Source organism: Pseudomonas sp. PvP027 (genome assembly GCF_017833005.1).
Lineage (GTDB): Bacteria > Pseudomonadota > Gammaproteobacteria > Pseudomonadales > Pseudomonadaceae > Aquipseudomonas > Aquipseudomonas congelans.
The window spans coordinates 2,367,501-2,387,733 of sequence record NZ_JAFIBK010000001.1 but is presented as its reverse complement, the minus strand read 5'-3'; the positions used below and the strand labels follow the sequence as shown (position 1 = coordinate 2,387,733).

Below are 20,233 nucleotides of genomic sequence, written 5' to 3'. Positions count from 1 at the left end.
TGATTCAGTTCTCTCGACGGTCTCAGTTCGCGGTGGACGTCGCGTCGACATGGCGTGGCAAGGTCACCCTGATTCGGGTTCCACGCTGCTGCTCGGGATCGGCCGGGCTGTCGATGGTGATTTGTCCATAATGCTCTTCAACGATGGAATAGACCAGCGCCAGGCCAAGTCCGGTTCCCTCGCCAGGATCCTTGGTGGTGAAGAACGGCTCGAACAATCGGTCCATGATTGCCTTTGAAATCCCACTGCCTTCGTCTTCGACGATCAAGTCCACAGTGTGCTCGGATACTTCGCTTCTGACCCTGACTGCGCTGCCTGCCGGGGAGGCATCGCGGGCGTTGGAGAGCAGATTGATCAATACCTGCGCCAGCCGCTGCGGATCGCCGACAGCCCAGTGCTCGGGGTTGCACAGGTTGTAGAAGTGTACTTCGAAATTGCGCCGGTTCAGCGCCAGCAGACCAATAGCATCCTGAGCCACCACGGCCAGACAGACGGCTTCGTCGCTATGCTGATGGGCGCCTGCGTGGGCAAAGCTCATCAATGACTGGACGATGCGCGATACGCGTTTGGTCTGTTCGAGGATCTGGCTGCTGATTTCCTTGAGCTCGCCGTCTTCTTCACGTTCTTCGCGCAGGTTCTGGGCAAGGCAGGCAATGCCGGTGATCGGATTGCCGATCTCGTGCGCCACCCCGGCGGCCAGCCGGCCGATACTGGCCAGGCGTTCCGAATGCACCAGCTTGTCTTCGAGCATCTGCGTGTCGGTCAGGTCTTCGACCAGCACCACCAGGCCGCTGTTGCCCGGCGCCAGGGGCTCGTTGATAGCCGCCTTGTGCAGATTGAGCCAGCGTGTCTGACCGTCCAGGCCGAGTTTCTGCTTGTGCAAATGCTCATCGGGCAGGCTGGTAAAACCGGTCAGCAGGCCCTTCCACGGCTCGGCAATGGTTTCCAGCCGTGAACCGACCACGCGCTGGGCGACGATTCCGGTCAATTCTTCCATGGCCCTGTTCCACATCAGGATCTCCTGATCTTCGGCCAGCGAGCACACCCCCATCGGCAGTTCCTGAAGGGTCTGGCGATGGTAGCGGCGCAGGGCATCGAGTTCCGCGGCAAGGCCGGTGAGGCGCGAGTGGTAGTCCTCAAGCCGGCTTTCAATGAAATGTATGTCTTCGGTGACGTATTTTTCGCTGCCCGATTTGTACGGCAGAAAGGTTTCCACCATGTCCTGCGCGACACTCGGGCCCATCAGCCCGGACAGGTTGGCCTCGATACGGTCGCGCAGGCGGCGCAGGGCATAAGGGCGGCGCTCGTCGAACGGCAGGTAGAGATCGCGCAGTGCTTGCTCGACCTCCTTCTGCGCGGCTTTCGCGCCCAGCGGCTTGGCCAGTTGCGTGGCGAACTCCTGCGGCGACACGGCGTGCAGTTCTCGGCGTTGCGGGCGGCGCACATTATCGACCGCGCAGGCCTCGGCGGCCCCGGCTTCTTCAGGGCTGGCATTGGTGAACAGCGATATCAGGGTGAACAGCAATACGTTGGCGGCGAGCGAGGCGATGGCTGCCATGTGCCAACTGGTGTCGTCCAGCACATAGATCATGTTCAGCCAGGGAATATAGAAGCCCTGCAGGTTGCCGATCAGCGGCAACAGCATGCTGACCGCCCAGACCGAAATGCCGGCCAGCAGCCCGGCAATGAAGCCGCGCCGGTTGGCGGTCGGCCAGTACAGCACCGACAGCACGCCCGGCAGGAATTGCAGGGTCGCAACGAAGGCGACGATGCCCAGATTGGCCAGGTCCTGCTGAGCGCCGAGCATGAGGTAGAAGCCGTAACCCAGCGCGATGATCGCCACGATCAGTCCGCGTCGCGTCCACTTCAGCCAGCGATAGATATTGCCCTCGGCGGGTGGCTGATAAAGCGGCAGCACCAGGTGATTGAGGGCCATGCCGGACAACGCCAGCGTGGTGACGATGATCAGCCCGCTGGCCGCCGATAGCCCGCCGATGTAGGCGAGCAGGGCCAGGGACTTGCTGTTGGCAGCGATACCGATGCCGAGCGTGAAATATTCCGGACTGGTGGTGGCGCCCAGCTTTAGCCCTGCCCAGAGGATCAGCGGCACTGCCAGGCTGATCAACAGCAGAAACAGCGGCAGACCCCAGCTCGCGCTGACCAGCGAGCGCGGGTTGAGGTTTTCCGTGAAGGTCATGTGATACATGTGCGGCATGACGATGGCCGAGGCGAAGAACACCAGCAGCAGCGTGCGCCACGGGCCTTCCTGCAAAGGTGTGTGCAGCGAGGCGAGAGCGGTCTGGTTCTGCAGCAGCCACAGTTCCAATTGTTGCGGGCCGTCGAACACCCCGTACAAGGCGTACAGCCCGACGCCGCCCAGAGCGATCAGCTTGATCAGCGATTCAAAGGCGATGGCAAATACCAGCCCTTCGTGTTTCTCGCGGGTCGCGATGTGCCGTGAACCAAAGAAAATCGTGAACAGCGTGATCAATGCGCAGAACGCCACTGCGACCCGATCCTGCACCGGCTCGCGGGTCAGAATGCCGATGGAGTCGGCGACCGCCTGAATCTGCAAGGCCAATAGTGGCAGCACGCCGATCAGCATGAATACGGTGGTCAGCGCGCCGGCCCAGGTGCTGCGAAAACGAAAGGCGAACAGATCGGCCAGTGATGACAGCTGGTAGGTGCGGGTAATTCTGAGGATCGGGTAAAGCAGCACCGGCGCGAGGAGGAAGGCCCCGGACACCCCCAAATAACTGGACAGAAAGCCATAGCCATACTGATAGGCCAGGCCGACCGTGCCATAGAACGCCCAGGCGCTGGCGTAGACGCCCAGTGACAGGGTGTAGGTCAGCGGATGACGAATGATCCAGCGCGGAATCAGACCATGTTCGCTGACCCAGGCTACACCGAACAGCACCAGCAGGTAGGCGGCACTGACCAGCAACATCTGCGTCAGACTAAAGCTCATCGGCATCTCGCTGGCTCTGCAGAATGAACGTCACCACAATCAGGATCAGCCACAACATGTAAGGCCGATACCAGGCACCGGTGGCATCGATCCACCAGTCCATGATGGCTGGAGAGAACAGATAAATGCCGACCACCAGAAGCAAAACCAACCGGTATATGTACATCTGGTCTCCCTGCGCTGGTAGATGAGGAGCGGCATGTTAACGGATGCCGGATAACCTGCAAGTATCCTTGCGTCGCAGTTTGCGGCGACCGCTCTGGATCAGTCTATCCGGGCTTCCTCAATATTGCGCAGTCGAGGTATCAGGTCAGCGTTCCAGTGACGGATGCCCCAGGCAAGCACTTCCTGCGCAGTGCCATCGGTCATGTGTGCATCGAGCGGTTGGCCCAATGCTCGCAAGGCCCGCAGCAGCAGTGGCGTCGCCTGATCGGCCTGCAGCGGTGGCGAGCGATAGGACTTGCCCAGCTTGTGGCCATCCGGCTGGGTGATCAACGGTACATGCAGGTAGCGCGGTTGGGGCAGGCCCAGCAGTTCCTGCAGGTACAGCTGGCGGGGGGTCGAGTCGAGCAGGTCGGCACCGCGGACGATATCGGTGATGCCTTGCCAGGCGTCGTCAATGACCACGGCCAGTTGATAGGCATATAGCCCGTCGCGCCTGCGGATCACAAAGTCACCGCTTTCGCGCCCCAGGTGCATTTTGAAGGTGCCCTGAACCCGGTCTTCGAAGCGATATTCCAGCTCCGGTACGCGAATGCGGATCGCGGCGTTGTCCGGCGAATGTCCTGCATTGCGGCAGAAACCCGGATAGACACCCTGAAAGTCTTCAAGCTGTTTGCGCGAGCAGGTGCAGGCGTAGGCCAGGCCATGATTGAACCAGCGCTGGAGGATCTCGGCGTAGGCGTCATGGCGCTCGCTTTGTCGCACCATCTGGCCGTCCCATTCAAAACCGTAGCGCTCAAGCGTCTCGAGAATCGCCGCCTGCGCGCCGGCCACTTCACGCGGCGGGTCGAGATCCTCCATGCGCAACAGCCACTGACCGTCTGCCGCGCGCGCATCGAGATAGGAGGCGAGGGCTGCGATCAGCGAGCCAAAATGCAGGTAACCACTGGGAGTCGGCGCAAAGCGCCCGATATAGGCCGGTTTTTTCATGGGCGGGATGTTACGGGTGACGGGCTTGGGCGGGCAAGTGGAACGCAGTGGGTGGTTATGCTGGGCTGCTATTTGAAGTGCTTTTCGGGCGTGATGGCAAAGCGGTTCTGCGATGTCAGATGGGGCGGGGTTCGACTCAGGTCACCTTTTCGCCCCTCGGCGAGTCACTTTGAAGGGGCCAAAGTGACCAAAGCCCCTGGCTCCGTTTCCGGCCCGACTTCGTCGGGTTCCTTCGCCCAGTCACTGATCCGGGGGTCGCCGCAACGCGCCATCCATGGCGCGGTGCGGCTAGCCTGGCGTCCTGCCAGGCTACCCCCGGATCAGCGCCAGGACTCAGCCGTCACTTACGTCGCAATTTGCGTTGTCAGTGCCACCGTGATCGAAAAGCGCTTTTGTAGCAGTGGCTGCGGGCAACGCCTGACTATCGTTCCTCACGCTCCGCGTGGGAATGCAGTTCGTGACGCTCTGCGTCATACGGCGGTTCCGCGACATCAGGTGGATTGGCGTTCGACTCAGTTCACCTTTTCGCCCCTCGGCGACTCACTTTGAGGGACCAAAGTGAGCAAAGTCCCAGCTCCGTTTTCGGCCCGACTTCGTCGGGTTCCTTCGCCCTGTCACTGATCCGGGGGGCGCCCCCGGATCAGCGCCAGGACTCAGCCGTCACTTACGTCGCAATTTGCGTCGTCAGTGCCATCGCGATCAAAGAGCGCTTGGGTGGCAGTCGCTATGGGCAGGACATGATGTTGCGTCGAATCGGATTCAGTTGGACTCTCAGGCACAAAAAAAGACGCCGAAGCGTCTTTTCAGTCAAAGGCGGCCCCAGGTCATTTACCGACCTGTTTTTCCTTGATTTCTGCAAGGGTCTTGCAGTCGACGCACTGGTCTGCAGTCGGGCGTGCTTCAAGACGGCGGATGCCGATCTCTACGCCGCAGGATTCGCACCAGCCATATTCTTCGTCCTTGATCAATTGCAGCGTCTTGTCGATCTTCTTGATCAGCTTGCGTTCGCGATCGCGGGCACGAAGTTCGAGGCTGAACTCTTCTTCCTGACTGGCACGGTCGGCCGGATCAGGGAAGTTGGCAGCTTCATCCTTCATATGGTCTACCGTTCGGTCGACCTCTTGCATCAAGTCCTGCTTCCACTTGTTCAGGATCTTGGTGAAGTGCGCGCGCATCGGCTCGCCCATGTACTCTTCACCCTTCGTTTGCACGTAGGGCTCAAAGCCGCTGATTAGATGGTTCTGTTGCTTTTCTGGGGTGGGCATGTCTGGACCGCCTCTCACTCTTCTAATCTATTGCGCAGGATTGTTCCATCACCGACACCCGTCGGCCCTGCAGCTGCAAGCGGGCGAACTTACCAGATCAAATCGGAGTGCGCTACTCCCGGTTGTCGAGCATGACGACGCCGTCTTCCTATGGAGATGGCCATTTCGCATCTGCCCTGCATCTAAATGAACTCTAGTCGCTGCGCACCGTCGTAGCTTTCTTTTATTCAGCGTTTGGGGGCCAGGTTTTTCAGTCCGCAAACGCACCGTCGGGCGGGTGCTTGGGTAGAATCATGGCGTGCCGTGATGACAATCATGTTTTAACGCCCGCCCTCATAAAGGAATATCCATGAGCCAGCCTTACAGTGCGCGCAGTCGCGCCATAGAACCTTTTCACGTCATGGCGCTGCTGGCGCGTGCCAATGAATTGCAGGCGGCGGGTCATGATGTGATTCACCTCGAAATCGGCGAGCCCGATTTCACGACTGCAGAGCCCATCATTAAGGCTGGCCAGGCGGCACTGGCAGACGGCAAGACGCGTTACACCGCTGCGCGCGGTCTGCCGCAGCTTCGCGAGGCCATTTCCGGGTTTTACGCTCAGCGCTACGGCGTCAACATTGATCCTCAGCGAATTCTGGTCACGCCGGGTGGTTCGGGTGCCTTGTTGCTGACCAGCAGTCTGCTGGTCGATCCGGGCAAGCACTGGTTGCTGGCCGACCCTGGCTATCCGTGCAATCGACACTTTTTGCGTCTGATAGAAGGTGAGGCGCAACTGGTGCCGGTCGGTCCGCAACAGCGCTATCAGTTGACCCCCGAACTGGTGGCCACGCACTGGAACCAGAACAGTGTCGGCGCTCTGGTGGCATCCCCCGCCAACCCGACCGGCACTCTATTGAGTCGTGAAGAACTGGCAGCCTTGTCTCAGACACTGAAAGTCCGCAATGGCCATCTGGTGGTGGACGAGATCTATCACGGCCTGACCTACGGCGTGGACGCCAGCAGTGTGCTGGAAGTGGACAACGACGCTTTCGTCCTTAACAGTTTTTCAAAGTATTTCGGCATGACCGGGTGGCGTCTTGGTTGGCTGGTCGCGCCACAGGATGCGGTGGCCGATCTGGAAAAGCTGGCCCAGAACCTGTACATCAGCGCGCCGAGCATGGCGCAATACGCCGCGCTCGCCTGCTTTGAGCCGCAGACACTGGCCATACTCGAGCAACGGCGCGCCGAGTTCGGCCGCCGCCGGGACTTTCTGCTGCCAGCGCTGCGCGAACTGGGGTTCGGTATCGCCGTCGAGCCGGAAGGGGCCTTTTATCTGTATGCCGATATCTCCGCGTTTGGCGGCGATGCCTTTGCCTTTTGCCAACACTTTCTGGAAACCGAGCACGTCGCCTTTACACCGGGGCTGGACTTTGGCCGTTTTCAGGCCGGGCACCACGTGCGCTTTGCCTACACGCAAAGCCTGCCGCGCCTTGAACAGGCGGTCGAACGAATCGCTCGCGGTCTGCGTAGCTGGGGCGTCTGATGCGTTTTTCTCCGCAGCTTGAACAGGGTCGTCTGCTGGTACGTTACAAGCGCTTTCTGGCTGATATCGAAACCGATAGCGGTGAGTTGCTGACCATTCACTGCCCTAACACCGGCTCGATGCTCAACTGCATGATGCCCGGCGGGCGCGTGTGGTTCAGTCGCTCGAATGACCCCAAGCGCAAACTGCCGGGGACCTGGGAGATCAGCGAAACCCCGCAGGGTCGCCTGGCCTGTATCAATACCGGACGGGCCAATACGCTGGTTGAAGAGGCCCTGCGTGCCGGTGTCATCAGCGAACTGACGGGTTTCACGGCGCTCAAGCGCGAGGTGGCCTATGGACAGGAAAAAAGCCGTGTGGACTTTCGTCTGGAGTATCCGGATGGCTACCTGTACCTGGAAGTGAAAAGTGTCACGCTGGGATTCGATGGCTCCAGCGTGGCGGCATTCCCCGATGCCGTTACCCAGCGTGGCGCGCGGCACTTGCGCGAACTGGCGACGCTGGCACGCGAGGGTGTGCGCGCCGTGCTGTTGTATTGCGTCAATCTCAGCGGTATCGACGCTGTGCGGCCTGCGCAGGAGATCGATCCTGCCTACGCAGCGGCGTTGCGTGAAGCCATTGCTGCCGGTGTGCAAATTCTCGCCTACGGTGCGCAACTGACGTCGGAAGAGATTTTTATCGACCGGTGCCTGCAGGTGCACGGACTGGATTGAGGCATCTGGCTACAGGCGGCGGTTCAGGCTCCGTCTGCATCCCGATGCAGCGACACCCAGATGCCCTCGGCGTCTTCACGGCTTTTGATGACGGTCAAGGACTGGCCTTCGCAAGGCCCGGCCACGCATTCGCCGTTCTCGATCAGGAACAACGCTCCATGCGTAGCGCACTGGATCAGGCTTGCACTGCTGTCCAGAAATTGATCGGGTTGCCATTCCAAGGGAACGCCGCGATGCGGGCAGCGGTTTTTGTAGACGAACACCTCGCCCTGGCGGCGCACGGCAAACAGCGCATGTTCGCCCAGCTCGAAGCCTTTGCTATGGGCTTCGGGCAGGTGGCTTGAAGTGCAAAGGAATATCAAGAAGCCTCCATTGGCCATTTCTTCTGGGACCCGGCTTCAGGGTCGATGCCTGATCGGACAAGTCTGGCATTTTCTTCGGATTGATGCGCTGAGTTACGTTGAAGTCATTACAGGCTGCGTCGGTTCTTTCCTGTCTTTTTGTAGCCTTCGTCTCTAAGCACACTACTCGCGGCTGCAAGCCGTGCAGCCGTATATCGTCCGCTGATGTTTTGCAGAGCGGAAACACTATGAAAGATATGACAGCAGATGATGAGCGGCTGGCACGTCAGGTCATCGGGCTGCTTGAGCTGTTCGCCCTCAATACAGACGACACGGAGCGGCGCATTGTCGGCATCTGTCGGCGTGCATGCACGCCTGTGGGGCCGGTTGCAGCGGTCAGCGTTCAGCAACGTTTCGTGTGTCTGGCGCGCACCACGCTGGATCGCATACAGGCTCGTCACATCAAGGTCGTCGCCGTGGTCAATTTCCCTCATGGCAGCAGCAATGTTCAGTCAGTCATCGCGCAGGTACGCGCTGCGCTGATGTCCGGCGCGGACGAGATCGACGTCGTCTATCCCTTTCGCGCGCTGCTTGGCGGAGATCGGCAGTCCGGTCTTGCGATGATCTCGGCGTGCTCTGCCTTGTGCGCGGGGCATGTCAGGCTTACAGCGACACTTGAAACCGGTGACTTGCGTGACTCGCAGATGATCCTCGACGCTTGTCGCGATGCGATTGTTTCGGGCGCCGACTTCATCAAGACCAGCACGGGGAAGGCCGCCACTCATGTCACGCCGCAGGCTGCGCGGGTCATGCTGGAGTCCATTGCGGACGTAGGCGGGCAAGTGGGACTGAAGGTTGCAGGCGGGATCCGTACGTTCGACGAGGCACGTATTTACATGGCATTGGTCCGCGCGCGATTTGGTCTGCAATGGATCAACGCCGGGCGCCTACGGCTGGGGGGATCGAGCTTGCTGGACGACTTGCTGGCAAGGCTCGGCCTGCTCGAATCGCATGGCGGCGGCGATGGCTTTTGAATGATCGGTAGCTTTGCGCCGGGCAAAAAAAGACCCGGCAAAGAGCCGGGTCAAAAACCGTGATTAGCCTGATGAGGAGATAATCTGAAAGTCCGAACCAAGGTCTTTCAGGCTACCGTCCAGTCTCGCGACCGGATGTGATAATCATAACGATTCTCATTTGTAAGTCAAACTTTTCTTTTGACCGTACGCATGCCGGCGCTTGCACCTGATTCAGAACAAACATCAAGGGATTAAAAGTGGCGGGCACAGCGTAGCCTCAGCGGCGACCGGGTTGCGCATGCAAGCGAGGAGGGGAGGTGAAAACAGGACAATACATCGCCAGCCTGCTGTGCGTAGCGCATGCAGGCTGCAACGTTTTTGCGGTATCAGCGGGTACGGTAGCGCAGGCGCGTGCCGAAGTTCACTGACATCAGAATCTCGTCAGCCGAGAGTTCGGCCGGGAAGAACACCCCTGAAATCTGTGCGTGAGCGATGCTCGCACCTTCCATCGGCGTGTTGCGCAGGTCCAGGCCACGAAGGTCGGCAGAGCGAAAGTAGGCGTCGGTGAAGTCGATACCGGCGGTGTCCAGCTCGCGCAGGTCCAACCCTCTGAAGTCGCCCCCGGCCATATCGATGGTGCCGGTTCGCGGTTTCTCTTGATTGAAACCTTCGACATCATCTTTGCGCAGCAGCATATAAAGCGGTGAGTCGATCTGTTTGGGATGGCTCATGATGGCCTCGGACATGTCATTGCGTTGGAATTATGGCGCCAGTATATCGCCATCATCTTGAGGCCGTGAAGCGTTAACCGCTCAACGGCCATGTGTCTTTTCACAGGCCCGGCAGGCGCTGACGCAGGTTATCAATGAGGCTGTCCAGTTCGCTGCTGACGTTGGTTGCAACCTTCTTGCTGCGCAGGATTTCCTCGGCGCCGAGCGGCTCGCGACTGGCCTGCTGAGCTTCGATGACTTCCAGTGTCGCGTCAGATGGGTCGTTGCTCTGTGCCTGGCGCTGCGCAAGCCAGCCCGCGATCACTGCCTGCGGCGCTTCGCAATCCAGAATCAGGAACGGGACACCGGTGTTTTCGGCAATCTTCGCCGCCGCATCGCGTTGCTCGCGCTTCAGGTAGGTGGCATCGATCACCACCGAGAAGCCCGCGCGCAGGGTTGCAGTGGCAAGCTCATGCAAGCGTGCATAGGTTGCGCTGCTGGCTTGCGCGTCGTACAGATCCTGATCCTTGCCGGCAAACAAGCGCTTGCGCTCTACGTCCGAGCGCAGGCGGATGGCGCCCAGCGATTCCACCAGACGCATCGCAACATGGCTTTTGCCGACGGCAGATATACCGTGGGTAATCGTCAGGAACGGTGAAGGGATGGCGCTGTAGCTCTCGGCCAGATTGGCATAGTTGCGGTATTGACGAAGTGTCGCCGCGCGCTGCACACCGTCGGCATCGGCCGGCTGGCTAAACAGTGCCACCTTGGCGCGGACCATTGCACGGTAGGCCTTGTAGAAATTCAGCAGCTCCAGGCCTGCGTAGTCGCCGGTGACTTCCAGGTACTGGCTGATCAAACGTCGTGACAGCGATTTCAGGCCACGGTCTTCAAGGTCCATTGCCAGGAAACCGATGTCGGCATAGACGTCGGTCTTGCGGAACGGCTCGTTGAACTCGATGCAGTCGAACAGCACGACCTTGCCATCAATCACCGTCGCGTTGCCCAGATGGATGTCGCCATGGCACTCACGGATGAACCCGTCGGCCTTGCGGCGAGCCAGCAACGGCTTGAGACGCGCAAAGCTCGACTCTGCCCACGCCTGCAGTGCATCAAGCTGTGCCAGGTCGGCTTTTTCGCTGATCAGCGGGCGAATCTGCTCGAAATTCTGTACCACTGGGGCCATCACGCTTTCAGGCGAGCCGAGTTCACTTTCGGCCCCGACCTGCGGTGAGGTGAGGTGAAAACCGGCAATCTGGTGTGCCAGCTCGTCGATGTGCCCAGTCGTCAACTCACCGTTGGCTTGCAGTGTGCTCAGCAGGCCATCCTGCGAGAATTGTTTCATCTTGAGCGCGTATTCGATGGTTTCGCCATCGCCACCCAGTTGCGGCGCGTCCGCTGTACCGGTGATCGGCAGAACCTCGAGGTAGAGGTCTTTGGTCAGACGCTGATTCAGACGCAACTCTTCCTCGCAGAAATGCTTGCGCAGGGCCAGGGTGGTGAAATCCAGAAAGCCGAAGTTCATCGGTTTTTTGAATTTGTAGGCATACGGACCCGTCAGCAGCACCCAGGAAATGTGCGTTTCGATGACCTGGAAACTCTCCACCGGATGGGGGAAGAGGGCAGGGTTCTGCAGGGCAGCAATCAAAGACTGGCTCACGGTCGATCCTTCAGGAATGTGTTCAAGATGTAAGTACACGATGCCGCCATTATGGCCGCTTGGCGCGAGGCTGCAAACCGCTGACTCGGGCGTCTGTCGATCCTTGGCAAAGTGCGTATAATCCGCGCCCATGACTCGATCCCGCACCTCTCGTTCTGCAAAAAAACAACCCCCCCGCAGCCTCAACAAGTGGCTGGGCTGGGCGTTGAAGCTCGGTATTGTCGGCCTGGTTCTGCTGGGCGGCCTGGCCATTTACCTCGATGCAATCGTTCAGGAGAAATTCTCCGGCAAGCGCTGGACCATTCCGGCCAAGGTCTATGCACGACCGCTGGAGCTGTTCGTCGGACAGAAGCTGAGCCGCGATGACTTTCTCCTCGAACTGGACGCCCTGGGCTATCGCCGCGAAAGCGTGGCGAACGGCCCCGGCGCCGCGGCGGTGAACGGCAATACTGTCGATCTCAACACGCGTGGCTTTCAGTTCTACGAAGGCACCGACGCAGCGCAACAGGTGCGCGTGCGCTTTTCCGGTGACTACGTAGCCGACCTGTCCTCGGGCAATGGTGCCAAGCTTGCAGTGGCGCGGCTTGAGCCGTTGCTGATCGGCGGCCTGTACCCGAAGAATCTGGAAGACCGGATTCTGATCAAGCTGGATCAGGCGCCGCCTTATCTACTCGACGGGCTAGTGGCGGTCGAGGACCGGGATTTCTATCACCACTTCGGTGTGTCACCCAAATCCATCGCCCGGGCGATCTGGGTCAACAGCTCTAAGGGGCAGATGCGGCAGGGCGGCAGTACGCTGACCCAGCAGTTGGTCAAGAACTTCTACCTGACCAACGAGCGCAGCCTGACCCGCAAGCTGACCGAGGCCATGATGGCGATCCTGCTGGAGATTCATTACAGCAAGCAGGAAATCCTCGAGGCCTATCTCAACGAAGTGTTCGTCGGGCAGGACGGCCAGCGTGCCGTTCACGGTTTTGGTCTGGCCAGTCAGTATTTCTTCAGCCAGCCGCTCTCCGAACTGAAGATCCATCAGGTGGCGATGCTGGTCGGTCTGGTCAAAGGGCCGTCTTTCTATAACCCGCGTCGCAATCCGGAACGTGCTATGGAACGTCGCAACCTGGTGCTCGATCTGTTCGAGCAGCAGGGCGTCGCGACGCCGGAAGTGGTTGCCGCTGCGAAGAAAATGCCACTGGGTGTGACCAAGACCGGGACCCTCGCCGACAGCTCGTTCCCGGCGTTCCTCGATCTGGTCAAGCGTCAGCTGCGCGAAGACTATCGCGACGAAGACTTGACCGAAGAAGGACTGCGGATATTTACCAGCTTCGATCCGATTTTGCAGATGAAGTCCCAGGCTGCCATGGACGATACGTTCAAGAAGCTCGCCGGGCGCAAGGGCTCTGATGAGGTGGAGTCGGCCATGGTCGTCACCAACCCGGAAACCGGCGAAGTGCAGGCGTTGATCGGTGGGCGTGAGGCCGGTTTTTCGGGCTTCAACCGGGCGATTGACGCGGTGCGGCCGATCGGCTCGCTGGTCAAGCCTGCTATCTACCTGACGGCTCTCGAACGACCAAGCCAGTACACGTTGACTAGCTGGATCGCCGACGAATTGTTCCAGGTCAAAGGCGCCGATGGCCAGATCTGGAAACCGCAGAACTACGATCACAAGTCACACGGCAATATCTTCCTGTATCAGGGGCTGGCGCATTCGTACAACCTGTCGACCGCCAAGCTGGGTCTTGAACTGGGCATTCCAAACGTGTTCAAGACTCTGGCCAGGCTGGGTGTGACGCGCGAATGGCCTGCCTACCCGTCGATGCTGCTGGGTGCGGGCGGCTTGAGTCCGATGGAAGTAGCCACCATGTATCAGACCATCGCCAGCGGCGGGTTCAATACGCCGATGCGTGGTATTCGCAGCGTACTCACCGCTGAAGGCGAGCCGCTCAAACGTTATCCGTTCCAGATCGAACAGCGCTTCGATCCAGGTGCGATTTATCTGGTGCAGAATGCGATGCAGCGGGTAATGCGTGAAGGTACGGGCAAATCTGTTTACAACGTGTTGCCGAGCTCGTTGAATCTGGCAGGCAAGACCGGCACCAGTAATGACTCGCGCGACAGCTGGTTTGCCGGGTTCAGTCAGGACCTCCTGGCCGTGGTGTGGATGGGCCGCGACGACAACGGCAAGACACCGTTTACCGGTGCCACCGGTGCCCTGCAGGTCTGGACCAGTTTCATGCGCAAGGCCGGTCCGCTACCCCTGGACATGGCGATGCCGGACAACGTCGTTCAGGCGTGGGTCGATGCACAGACCGGTCAGGGTTCGGATGCAAGCTGCCCGAATGCCGTGCAGATGCCGTATATTCGCGGCAGTGAGCCCCAGCCCGGCGCGACATGCGGCGGCGCTCCGGCACCTGCCACTGAGGTGATGGACTGGGTCAAGGGTTGGTTGAACTAGGCAATCGAGGTTTTGAAGTGAATAAATGGTGGATTCCAGCTTTAACGGCACTGGCCTTGCTGAACGGCTGCGCCAGTGTGGAACGCGGCTCGATTCCGGTCGTGGATTCGAGCTCCAAGGTGTCCAACGGCGAACGTGCGGCAGCGTCGCGTACCGGTACTTACCGCACCAACACTGCTCCGGTGCAACAGCAGCCGCAAGCCGTACCGCAGGACTCGGGCGTTGTGGTGATGGTGCCGGGCGCGGGTGGTGCCGATGCCGGGCAGAGTTTCTCTGCGCCAGCCAGTCAGGCGCCGTTCAGTGTAAACACTCCGCCTGTCGATGCTACCCCGGTCAATCAGGCCCCGGTCAGTCAGGCTCCTGTGAACAACAGCTACAGCATGCCGGCTGCCTCTGCCCCGACCGGAATACCGTCCAACGGTGGCGGTCTGTCAGAGGACGAGCAGCTTGACGGGCCCGTACTGGCATTGCTGACCACCGCACAGCAACAGCAGACCAGTGGCGATCTCAACGGCGCGTCGTCCAGTCTCGAGCGTGCGCAGCGGGTTGCACCGCGCGAGCCGCAAGTGCTCTATCGTCTGGCTCAGGTGCGTCTGGCTCAGGGCGATGCAGCCCAGGCCGAGCAACTCGCCCGTCGCGCTCTGACTTACGCCAATGGACGTACCAGCCTTCAGGCCAGCCTGTGGGGATTGATCGCTCAGTCACGCGAAAAGCAGGGTGATGCGGCCGGTGCTGCCCTGGCTCGCCAAAAGGCTCGCTGATGGACGGACGTTTGCCTGAGGTTGCCGAGCAGTTGCTGTTGATAGAGCGCGAGTTGCGCCTGCTGGGCTGGTGGGATGCGACACCGCCCAGCGAGCAGGCGCTCGCCAGTCAGGAACCGTTCAGCGTCGATACCCTGGAGTTCGCCCAGTGGCTGCAATGGATTTTCCTGCCGCGGATGAAGGTCATCCTTGAGCGCGACCTGCCATTGCCGAATGCCTCCGGCATTCTGGAAATGGCCGAGATGGTCTATGCCGGGTGCATGAGTGAAACCCGGCAACTGCAGGCGCATCTGGCGCGGTTCGACCAGTTGATTACAGCGGCTCGCTGATCGGCACGCTTCTAGCGGCAGTAGTCGTTGATAGCCCTGTTGGTCTCTTCGATACGCGTCTTGCGGTTCTCATCCGTAAGGCGCCTTGATACCCCTCCCACTTGCTCGCGCACCCGCGGATTGTTTTGCAGTTGCGCGAGATTGGTGCGCAAGTTTTCGCAATTTTCCGCGCGCTTCGCTTCCTGAACCTTCACCTGGCTTTTGACTTTCTGGTCAATCTCGCGCTGCTGCGCAGCTCCGTCGTCTGCAGCGATGCCGGGCGGGGCGGCAGGTGGCGGCGTCTGCACATTGATTTCCTGCACTGGCTGGCCAGTGGGGGGCTGGGCATCAAAGTGCGTCACACCCTGAGCATCCACCCACTTGTAGATCGAAGCGGCCTGACTGGTTGCGCTGATGGCCAGCGCGGCGGCGAGAATCATCCAATGCATGTCGGGTCCTTGAAAGTCTGTGCATGCAGAAAGCTACCATAACAGTGCATTTCAGTCCGAAACGGTGCGATTTCACTTGTCGGGTGTCAAGAAAGCGCACGGATCGCTTGACTTGAAGGGGGGGAATCACAACAATCCAAAGTTCGCTGTAGAAGGACTGCCAGAAGCAGACCCTCTCGGTAGATCATGAGGCGCACACCCGCGCCGACCTGTAACACCCGCAACGCGTTACCTCGCGCTGGGTGGGAATGTTCCGCAACACTCAGGGACCTCCCAATACTTGCTCAGTCAGTGCTGACGTAGTCGGCGACCACCGTCGCTCATGCTCTGCTGGCAGTAAACCTATTAAGACCCGTCCCGGAGTGGACGGTATTCTGGCGTTTTAGAGGTGAACAACGTGGAGCTTTTATCTGGCGCTGAAATGGTCGTCCGCTTTTTGCGTGACGAAGGCGTTGAGCATATCTATGGGTACCCGGGTGGTGCCCTCCTGCATGTCTACGATGCCCTGTTCAAAGAACCGGCGGTGAGCCACATCCTTGTTCGCCACGAGCAGGCTGCCACGCACATGGCTGACGGCTATGCGCGGGCTACCGGCAAGGCGGGCGTGGTGCTGGTGACCTCGGGTCCGGGTGCAACCAATGCCATTACCGGTATCGCCACGGCGTACATGGACTCCATTCCGATGGTGGTCCTGTCCGGCCAGGTAGCCAGTACGCTGGTGGGCACCGACGCGTTCCAGGAGACCGACATGATCGGTATCTCCCGGCCGATCGTGAAGCACAGCTTCATGATCAAGCACCCGTCGGAAATCCCTGAAGTCCTGAAGAAGGCTTTCTACCTGGCACAGTCCGGTCGTCCGGGCCCGGTGGTCGTCGATATTCCGAAGGACATGACCAACCCTGCCGAAAAATTCGAATACGTCTTCCCGAAAAAAGCCAAGCTGCGCTCCTACAGCCCGGCGGTTCGTGGCCACTCCGGTCAGATCCGCAAGGCCGTCGAGATGCTGCTGGCTGCCAAGCGTCCGATCGTCTACGCCGGTGGCGGGGTGATCATGGGCAATGCTTCGGCGCAACTGACCGAACTGGCACAACTGCTCGACGCTCCGGTAACCAACACCCTGATGGGGCTTGGTTGCTATCCGGGCACTGATCGTCAGTTCGTCGGTATGCTGGGGATGCACGGCAGCTACACCGCCAACCTCGCGATGCACCACACCGATGTGATCCTGGCAGTCGGCGCGCGCTTCGATGACCGTGTCATCAACGGTGCCAGCAAGTTCTGCCCGAACGCCAAGATTATCCACATCGATATCGACCCGGCTTCGATCTCCAAGACCATCAAGGCCGACGTGCCTATCGTCGGTCCTGTCGAAAGCGTGCTGACCGAAATGGTCGCCACTTTGAAAGAGATCGGCGAGACGCCCGACAAGGCATCCGTTGCCGCGTGGTGGAAGCAGATTGACGAGTGGCGCGGCACGGGTGATCTGTTCCCGTACAACCGTGGCGATGGCACGGTCATCAAGCCGCAGGCCGTTATCGAAACGCTGTGCGAAGTCACCAAGGGCGACGCTTATGTCACTTCGGACGTCGGTCAGCATCAGATGTTCGCTGCGCAGTACTACCGCTTCAACAAGCCGAACCGCTGGATCAACTCTGGCGGTCTGGGCACCATGGGCTTCGGCTTCCCGGCTGCTATGGGCGTCAAGCTGAACTTTCCGGATGCGCATGTCGCGTGTGTGACCGGTGAAGGCAGCATCCAGATGAACATCCAGGAGCTGTCGACCTGCCTGCAGTACGGCCTGCCGGTGAAGATCATCCTGCTCAACAACGGTGTGCTGGGCATGGTCCGCCAGTGGCAGGACATGAGCTACGGCGCGCGTCACTCGCACTCCTACATGGAGTCGCTGCCTGATTTCGTCAAGCTGGTCGAGGCCTATGGCCACGTCGGCATGCGTGTCACGGACCTGAAGGATCTGAAGCCGAAGATGGAAGAAGCCTTTGCCATGACTGACCGGCTGGTGTTCATGGATATTCAGGTCGATGTGACCGAGCACGTCTATCCGATGCAAATCAAGGACGGCTCCATGCGCGATATGTGGTTGAGCAAGACGGAGCGGACATAATCATGCGCCATATCATTTCCCTGCTGCTGGAAAACGAACCGGGTGCATTGTCGCGCGTTGTCGGTCTGTTCTCCCAGCGTAACTACAACATCGAAAGCCTGACGGTTGCGCCGACCGAAGACCCGACCCTGTCGCGTCTGACGCTCACCACCGTAGGTCATGATGAGGTGATCGAGCAGATCACCAAGAACCTCAACAAGCTCATCGAAGTGGTCAAGCTGGTCGACCTGTCGGAAAGCGCTCATATCGAGCGCGAACTGATGCTGGTCAAGGTCAAGGCCACCGGCGCGCAGCGTGCGGAGATCAAGCGCACCACGGATATCTTCCGCGGGCAGATCGTCGACGTGACCGCCAGCGTCTACACCGTGCAGCTGAGCGGCACGAGCGACAAACTGGACAGCTTCATTCAGGCCATCGGCACCGCCGCTATCCTGGAAACAGTACGCAGTGGCGTAACGGGCATTGCCCGTGGCGACAAAGTGCTGAGCATTTAAATCAATTAAGCAAATGGCCTGCGTGGCCAAGATAACAGGGGATTTCCATGAAAGTTTTCTACGACAAAGACTGTGACCTTTCGATCATCCAGGGCAAGAAAGTCGCCATCATCGGTTACGGTTCGCAAGGCCACGCTCAGGCGTGCAACCTGAAAGACTCCGGCGTTGATGTCACTGTCGGTCTGCGTAAAGGTTCGGCCACTGTCGCCAAGGCCGAGGCTCATGGCTTGAAAGTGACTGACGTTGCTTCTGCCGTTGCTGCTGCCGACCTGGTCATGATCCTGACCCCGGACGAGTTCCAGTCTCAGCTGTACAAGAACGAAGTCGAGCCGAACCTGAAGAAGGGCGCAACACTGGCGTTCTCCCACGGCTTCGCGATTCACTACAACCAGGTCGTACCGCGCGCTGACCTCGACGTGATCATGATCGCGCCGAAGGCTCCAGGCCACACCGTGCGTACCGAGTTCGTCAAGGGCGGCGGTATCCCTGACCTGATCGCGGTTTATCAGGATGCTTCCGGCAACGCCAAGAACGTTGCCCTGTCCTACGCTTCGGGCGTTGGCGGCGGCCGTACCGGCATCATCGAAACCACCTTCAAGGACGAGACTGAAACCGACCTGTTCGGCGAGCAGGCTGTTCTGTGCGGCGGTACTGTCGAGCTGGTCAAGGCTGGTTTCGAAACACTGGTCGAAGCTGGTTACGCGCCGGAAATGGCTTACTTCGAGTGCCTGCACGAACTGAAGCTGATCGTTGACCTCATGTACGAAGGCGGTATCGCCAACATGAACTACTCGATTTCCAACAACGCCGAATACGGCGAATACGTCACCGGCCCTGAAGTCATCAACGCCGAATCCCGTCAGGCCATGCGCAACGCTCTGAAGCGCATCCAGGACGGCGAATACGCGAAGATGTTCATCAGCGAAGGCGCCACCGGCTACCCATCGATGACTGCCAAGCGTCGTAACAACGCTGCGCACGGTATCGAAATCATCGGTGAAAAACTGCGCTCGATGATGCCTTGGATCGCGGCGAACAAAATCGTCGACAAGGACAAGAACTAAGCTTTTCCGGTTCACTGCCGGACTACAGCTGGTTTACAGGAAAAAGCGCGACCAACCGGTCGCGCTTTTTCGTTATGGGTCAGGCTCTGGTATAAAGCTGCATCGTTTGCAGGCGAACCCTCGCCGCAGACCTGTGTCGAACCTTTTCATACCGCTGCAAGGTAATCTCCATGAGCGAACGTCCTGAAGAGCCCATTAAGGCCTCTGACGCTGAAAGTCTGCTACCTATCGATGAACATGTGGAAGAGGGCCATGACGCCGACGGCCGGCAGGTCCGGCATCGGGGTATTTATCTGCTTCCCAATCTGTTTACCACGGCGAATCTGTTCGCGGGTTTCTACTCCATCATCAGCTCTATGAGTGCGCAAAGCGCCATGAGTGCCGGTGATTTTGCCGGGGCAAGCAAGTATTTCGCATTCGCTGCGATCGCTATCTTCGTGGCCATGGTGCTCGACGGCCTGGACGGTCGTGTTGCGCGCATGACCAATACGCAAAGCGCGTTTGGCGCCGAGTATGATTCTTTGTCCGACATGGTCGCCTTCGGTGTGGCCCCGGCGTTACTGGCATTCGGCTGGGCACTGGGTGACATGGGCAAGGTGGGCTGGATGGTTGCCTTCATCTATGTAGCCGGCGCTGCATTGCGTCTGGCGCGCTTCAATACTCAGGTCGGCAAGGCTGACAAGCGCTATTTCATCGGCCTGGCCAGTCCGGCTGCGGCAGGTGTGGTGGCCGGCACGGTCTGGGCATTCAGCGACTTCGGGATTCAGGGCTCCAAGCTGTCGTTTCTCGTTGCGTTGCTGGTCGCGGCCGCCGGTATGCTGATGGTCAGTAACATCAAGTACAACAGCTTCAAGGAGCTGGACTTGAAGGGGCGCGTGCCTTTCGTTGCGATTCTGGCAGTGGTCTTGGTGTTTGCTGTCGTATTCAGCGACCCGCCGCGCATTTTGCTGCTGATATTCCTCGCCTACGCTTTGTCCGGGCCGATTCAGTATCTACTTCGTCGCCGCAAGGCCTAGTCAAGGATCTAATTTCCACCATACTCCGTAGTCTATTGGTGCATCAGTTCCCTGGCCTGCGGAGTCATCATGTTAATCAAACTTCCTTCTGCGTCCGACTCCAAAGAGTCGGACGTCACGCCCGAATCCATTTATCTCTCGCGACGCACATTGCTCGCCAGCTCGCTTGCAGGTCTTGCCGTCACCGCAATGCCGCGCTGGGCCGGTGCCGCCGATG

19 protein-coding genes (1 of these 19 running past the window's edge) are annotated in these 20,233 nt (G+C 59.5%); 11 read left to right on the top strand and 8 right to left on the bottom strand.

Annotation, left to right across the window (positions count from 1 at the left end; genetic code table 11):
* Positions 1-22 precede the first annotated feature (22 nt).
* The 4 genes from JOE33_RS09985 to dksA all read right to left on the bottom strand — a co-directional run bounded on the left by JOE33_RS09985 (position 23) and on the right by dksA (position 5,388).
* Complete coding sequence (locus tag JOE33_RS09985) at positions 23-2,977, bottom strand: sensor histidine kinase (RefSeq protein WP_024641215.1); 2,955 nt, start codon at positions 2,975-2,977, stop codon at positions 23-25.
* A complete protein-coding gene (locus JOE33_RS09980; RefSeq protein ID WP_002552060.1) occupies positions 2,961-3,137 on the bottom strand; it encodes a hypothetical protein in 177 nt (58 codons plus the stop codon). Before JOE33_RS09980 ends, JOE33_RS09985 begins: the two co-directional genes overlap by 17 nt.
* Before the next feature lie 98 nt (positions 3,138-3,235).
* Complete coding sequence (gene gluQRS / locus JOE33_RS09975; RefSeq protein WP_187625661.1) at positions 3,236-4,123, bottom strand: tRNA glutamyl-Q(34) synthetase GluQRS; 888 nt, start codon at positions 4,121-4,123, stop codon at positions 3,236-3,238.
* A gap of 824 nt (positions 4,124-4,947) precedes the next feature.
* Positions 4,948-5,388, bottom strand: a complete 441-nt coding sequence (dksA, locus tag JOE33_RS09970) for an RNA polymerase-binding protein DksA (RefSeq protein WP_003317723.1) — start codon at positions 5,386-5,388, stop codon at positions 4,948-4,950.
* 349 nt (positions 5,389-5,737) lie between these two features.
* On the opposite strand from dksA, the gene JOE33_RS09965 reads away from it, so the two are divergent.
* Positions 5,738-6,910, top strand: coding sequence for a pyridoxal phosphate-dependent aminotransferase (locus JOE33_RS09965; protein WP_010427393.1), 1,173 nt, complete (start codon positions 5,738-5,740; stop codon positions 6,908-6,910).
* A complete protein-coding gene (gene sfsA / locus JOE33_RS09960) occupies positions 6,910-7,623 on the top strand; it encodes a DNA/RNA nuclease SfsA (RefSeq protein ID WP_187625662.1) in 714 nt (237 codons plus the stop codon). The genes JOE33_RS09965 and sfsA overlap by 1 nt, the downstream gene beginning before the upstream one ends.
* Positions 7,624-7,646: 23 nt before the next feature.
* Here sfsA and JOE33_RS09955 read toward each other — a convergent pair whose 3' ends face one another.
* Positions 7,647-7,985: a Rieske (2Fe-2S) protein gene (locus JOE33_RS09955; RefSeq protein ID WP_162091519.1), complete on the bottom strand. Its 339-nt coding sequence runs from the start codon at positions 7,983-7,985 to the stop codon at positions 7,647-7,649.
* A gap of 227 nt (positions 7,986-8,212) precedes the next feature.
* On the opposite strand from JOE33_RS09955, the gene deoC reads away from it, so the two are divergent.
* Positions 8,213-8,998 carry a deoxyribose-phosphate aldolase gene (gene deoC, locus JOE33_RS09950; protein WP_032613683.1) on the top strand — a complete coding sequence of 262 codons (786 nt, stop codon included), beginning with the start codon at positions 8,213-8,215 and terminating at the stop codon, positions 8,996-8,998.
* A gap of 368 nt (positions 8,999-9,366) precedes the next feature.
* Here the strand turns inward: deoC and JOE33_RS09945 are convergent, their stop codons facing one another.
* Positions 9,367-9,711, bottom strand: coding sequence for a pentapeptide repeat-containing protein (locus JOE33_RS09945; protein WP_010427385.1), 345 nt, complete (start codon positions 9,709-9,711; stop codon positions 9,367-9,369).
* 100 nt (positions 9,712-9,811) lie between these two features.
* The gene (locus tag JOE33_RS09940; protein ID WP_209924068.1) at positions 9,812-11,350 is read right to left on the bottom strand and encodes a bifunctional aminoglycoside phosphotransferase/ATP-binding protein; all 1,539 of its coding nucleotides are present in this window, start codon (positions 11,348-11,350) and stop codon (positions 9,812-9,814) included.
* A gap of 130 nt (positions 11,351-11,480) precedes the next feature.
* Between JOE33_RS09940 and mrcB the strand changes: the two genes are divergently transcribed.
* Genes mrcB through JOE33_RS09925 form a run of 3 tightly spaced genes read left to right on the top strand, consistent with a single transcriptional unit; the run spans position 11,481 to position 14,892 of the window.
* A complete protein-coding gene (gene mrcB, locus JOE33_RS09935; protein ID WP_010427382.1) occupies positions 11,481-13,802 on the top strand; it encodes a penicillin-binding protein 1B in 2,322 nt (773 codons plus the stop codon).
* A 17-nt stretch (positions 13,803-13,819) separates the two neighbouring features.
* Entirely contained in the window at positions 13,820-14,563 is a 744-nt protein-coding gene (locus tag JOE33_RS09930; RefSeq protein WP_338125253.1) for a hypothetical protein, read from the top strand.
* The gene (locus tag JOE33_RS09925; protein WP_003392631.1) at positions 14,563-14,892 is read left to right on the top strand and encodes a YqcC family protein; all 330 of its coding nucleotides are present in this window, start codon (positions 14,563-14,565) and stop codon (positions 14,890-14,892) included. The genes JOE33_RS09930 and JOE33_RS09925 overlap by 1 nt, the downstream gene beginning before the upstream one ends.
* Before the next feature lie 11 nt (positions 14,893-14,903).
* Here JOE33_RS09925 and JOE33_RS09920 read toward each other — a convergent pair whose 3' ends face one another.
* Positions 14,904-15,320: a DUF4124 domain-containing protein gene (locus JOE33_RS09920; protein ID WP_187625664.1), complete on the bottom strand. Its 417-nt coding sequence runs from the start codon at positions 15,318-15,320 to the stop codon at positions 14,904-14,906.
* Positions 15,321-15,717: 397 nt separating this feature from the next.
* On the opposite strand from JOE33_RS09920, the gene JOE33_RS09915 reads away from it, so the two are divergent.
* The 5 genes from JOE33_RS09915 to msrP all read left to right on the top strand — a co-directional run.
* Positions 15,718-17,442 (top strand): acetolactate synthase 3 large subunit, encoded by a 1,725-nt coding sequence (locus JOE33_RS09915; protein ID WP_025990798.1) that lies wholly within the window; start codon positions 15,718-15,720, stop codon positions 17,440-17,442.
* 2 nt (positions 17,443-17,444) lie between these two features.
* On the top strand, positions 17,445-17,936 hold the full coding sequence (gene ilvN / locus JOE33_RS09910; RefSeq protein WP_002552075.1) for an acetolactate synthase small subunit: 492 nt from the start codon (positions 17,445-17,447) through the stop codon (positions 17,934-17,936).
* Between the two features lie 47 nt (positions 17,937-17,983).
* The gene (ilvC, locus tag JOE33_RS09905) at positions 17,984-19,000 is read left to right on the top strand and encodes a ketol-acid reductoisomerase (protein ID WP_002552076.1); all 1,017 of its coding nucleotides are present in this window, start codon (positions 17,984-17,986) and stop codon (positions 18,998-19,000) included.
* A 170-nt stretch (positions 19,001-19,170) separates the two neighbouring features.
* Positions 19,171-20,016, top strand: a complete 846-nt coding sequence (gene pssA / locus JOE33_RS09900) for a CDP-diacylglycerol--serine O-phosphatidyltransferase (RefSeq protein ID WP_010427369.1) — start codon at positions 19,171-19,173, stop codon at positions 20,014-20,016.
* A 69-nt stretch (positions 20,017-20,085) separates the two neighbouring features.
* Positions 20,086-20,233: the 5' end (the start) of a protein-methionine-sulfoxide reductase catalytic subunit MsrP gene (gene msrP, locus JOE33_RS09895; RefSeq protein ID WP_032613691.1), read on the top strand. Its footprint extends 866 nt past the window's final position; only the first 148 of its 1,014 coding nucleotides appear in the window; it begins with the start codon at positions 20,086-20,088; its stop codon lies beyond the right edge, outside the window.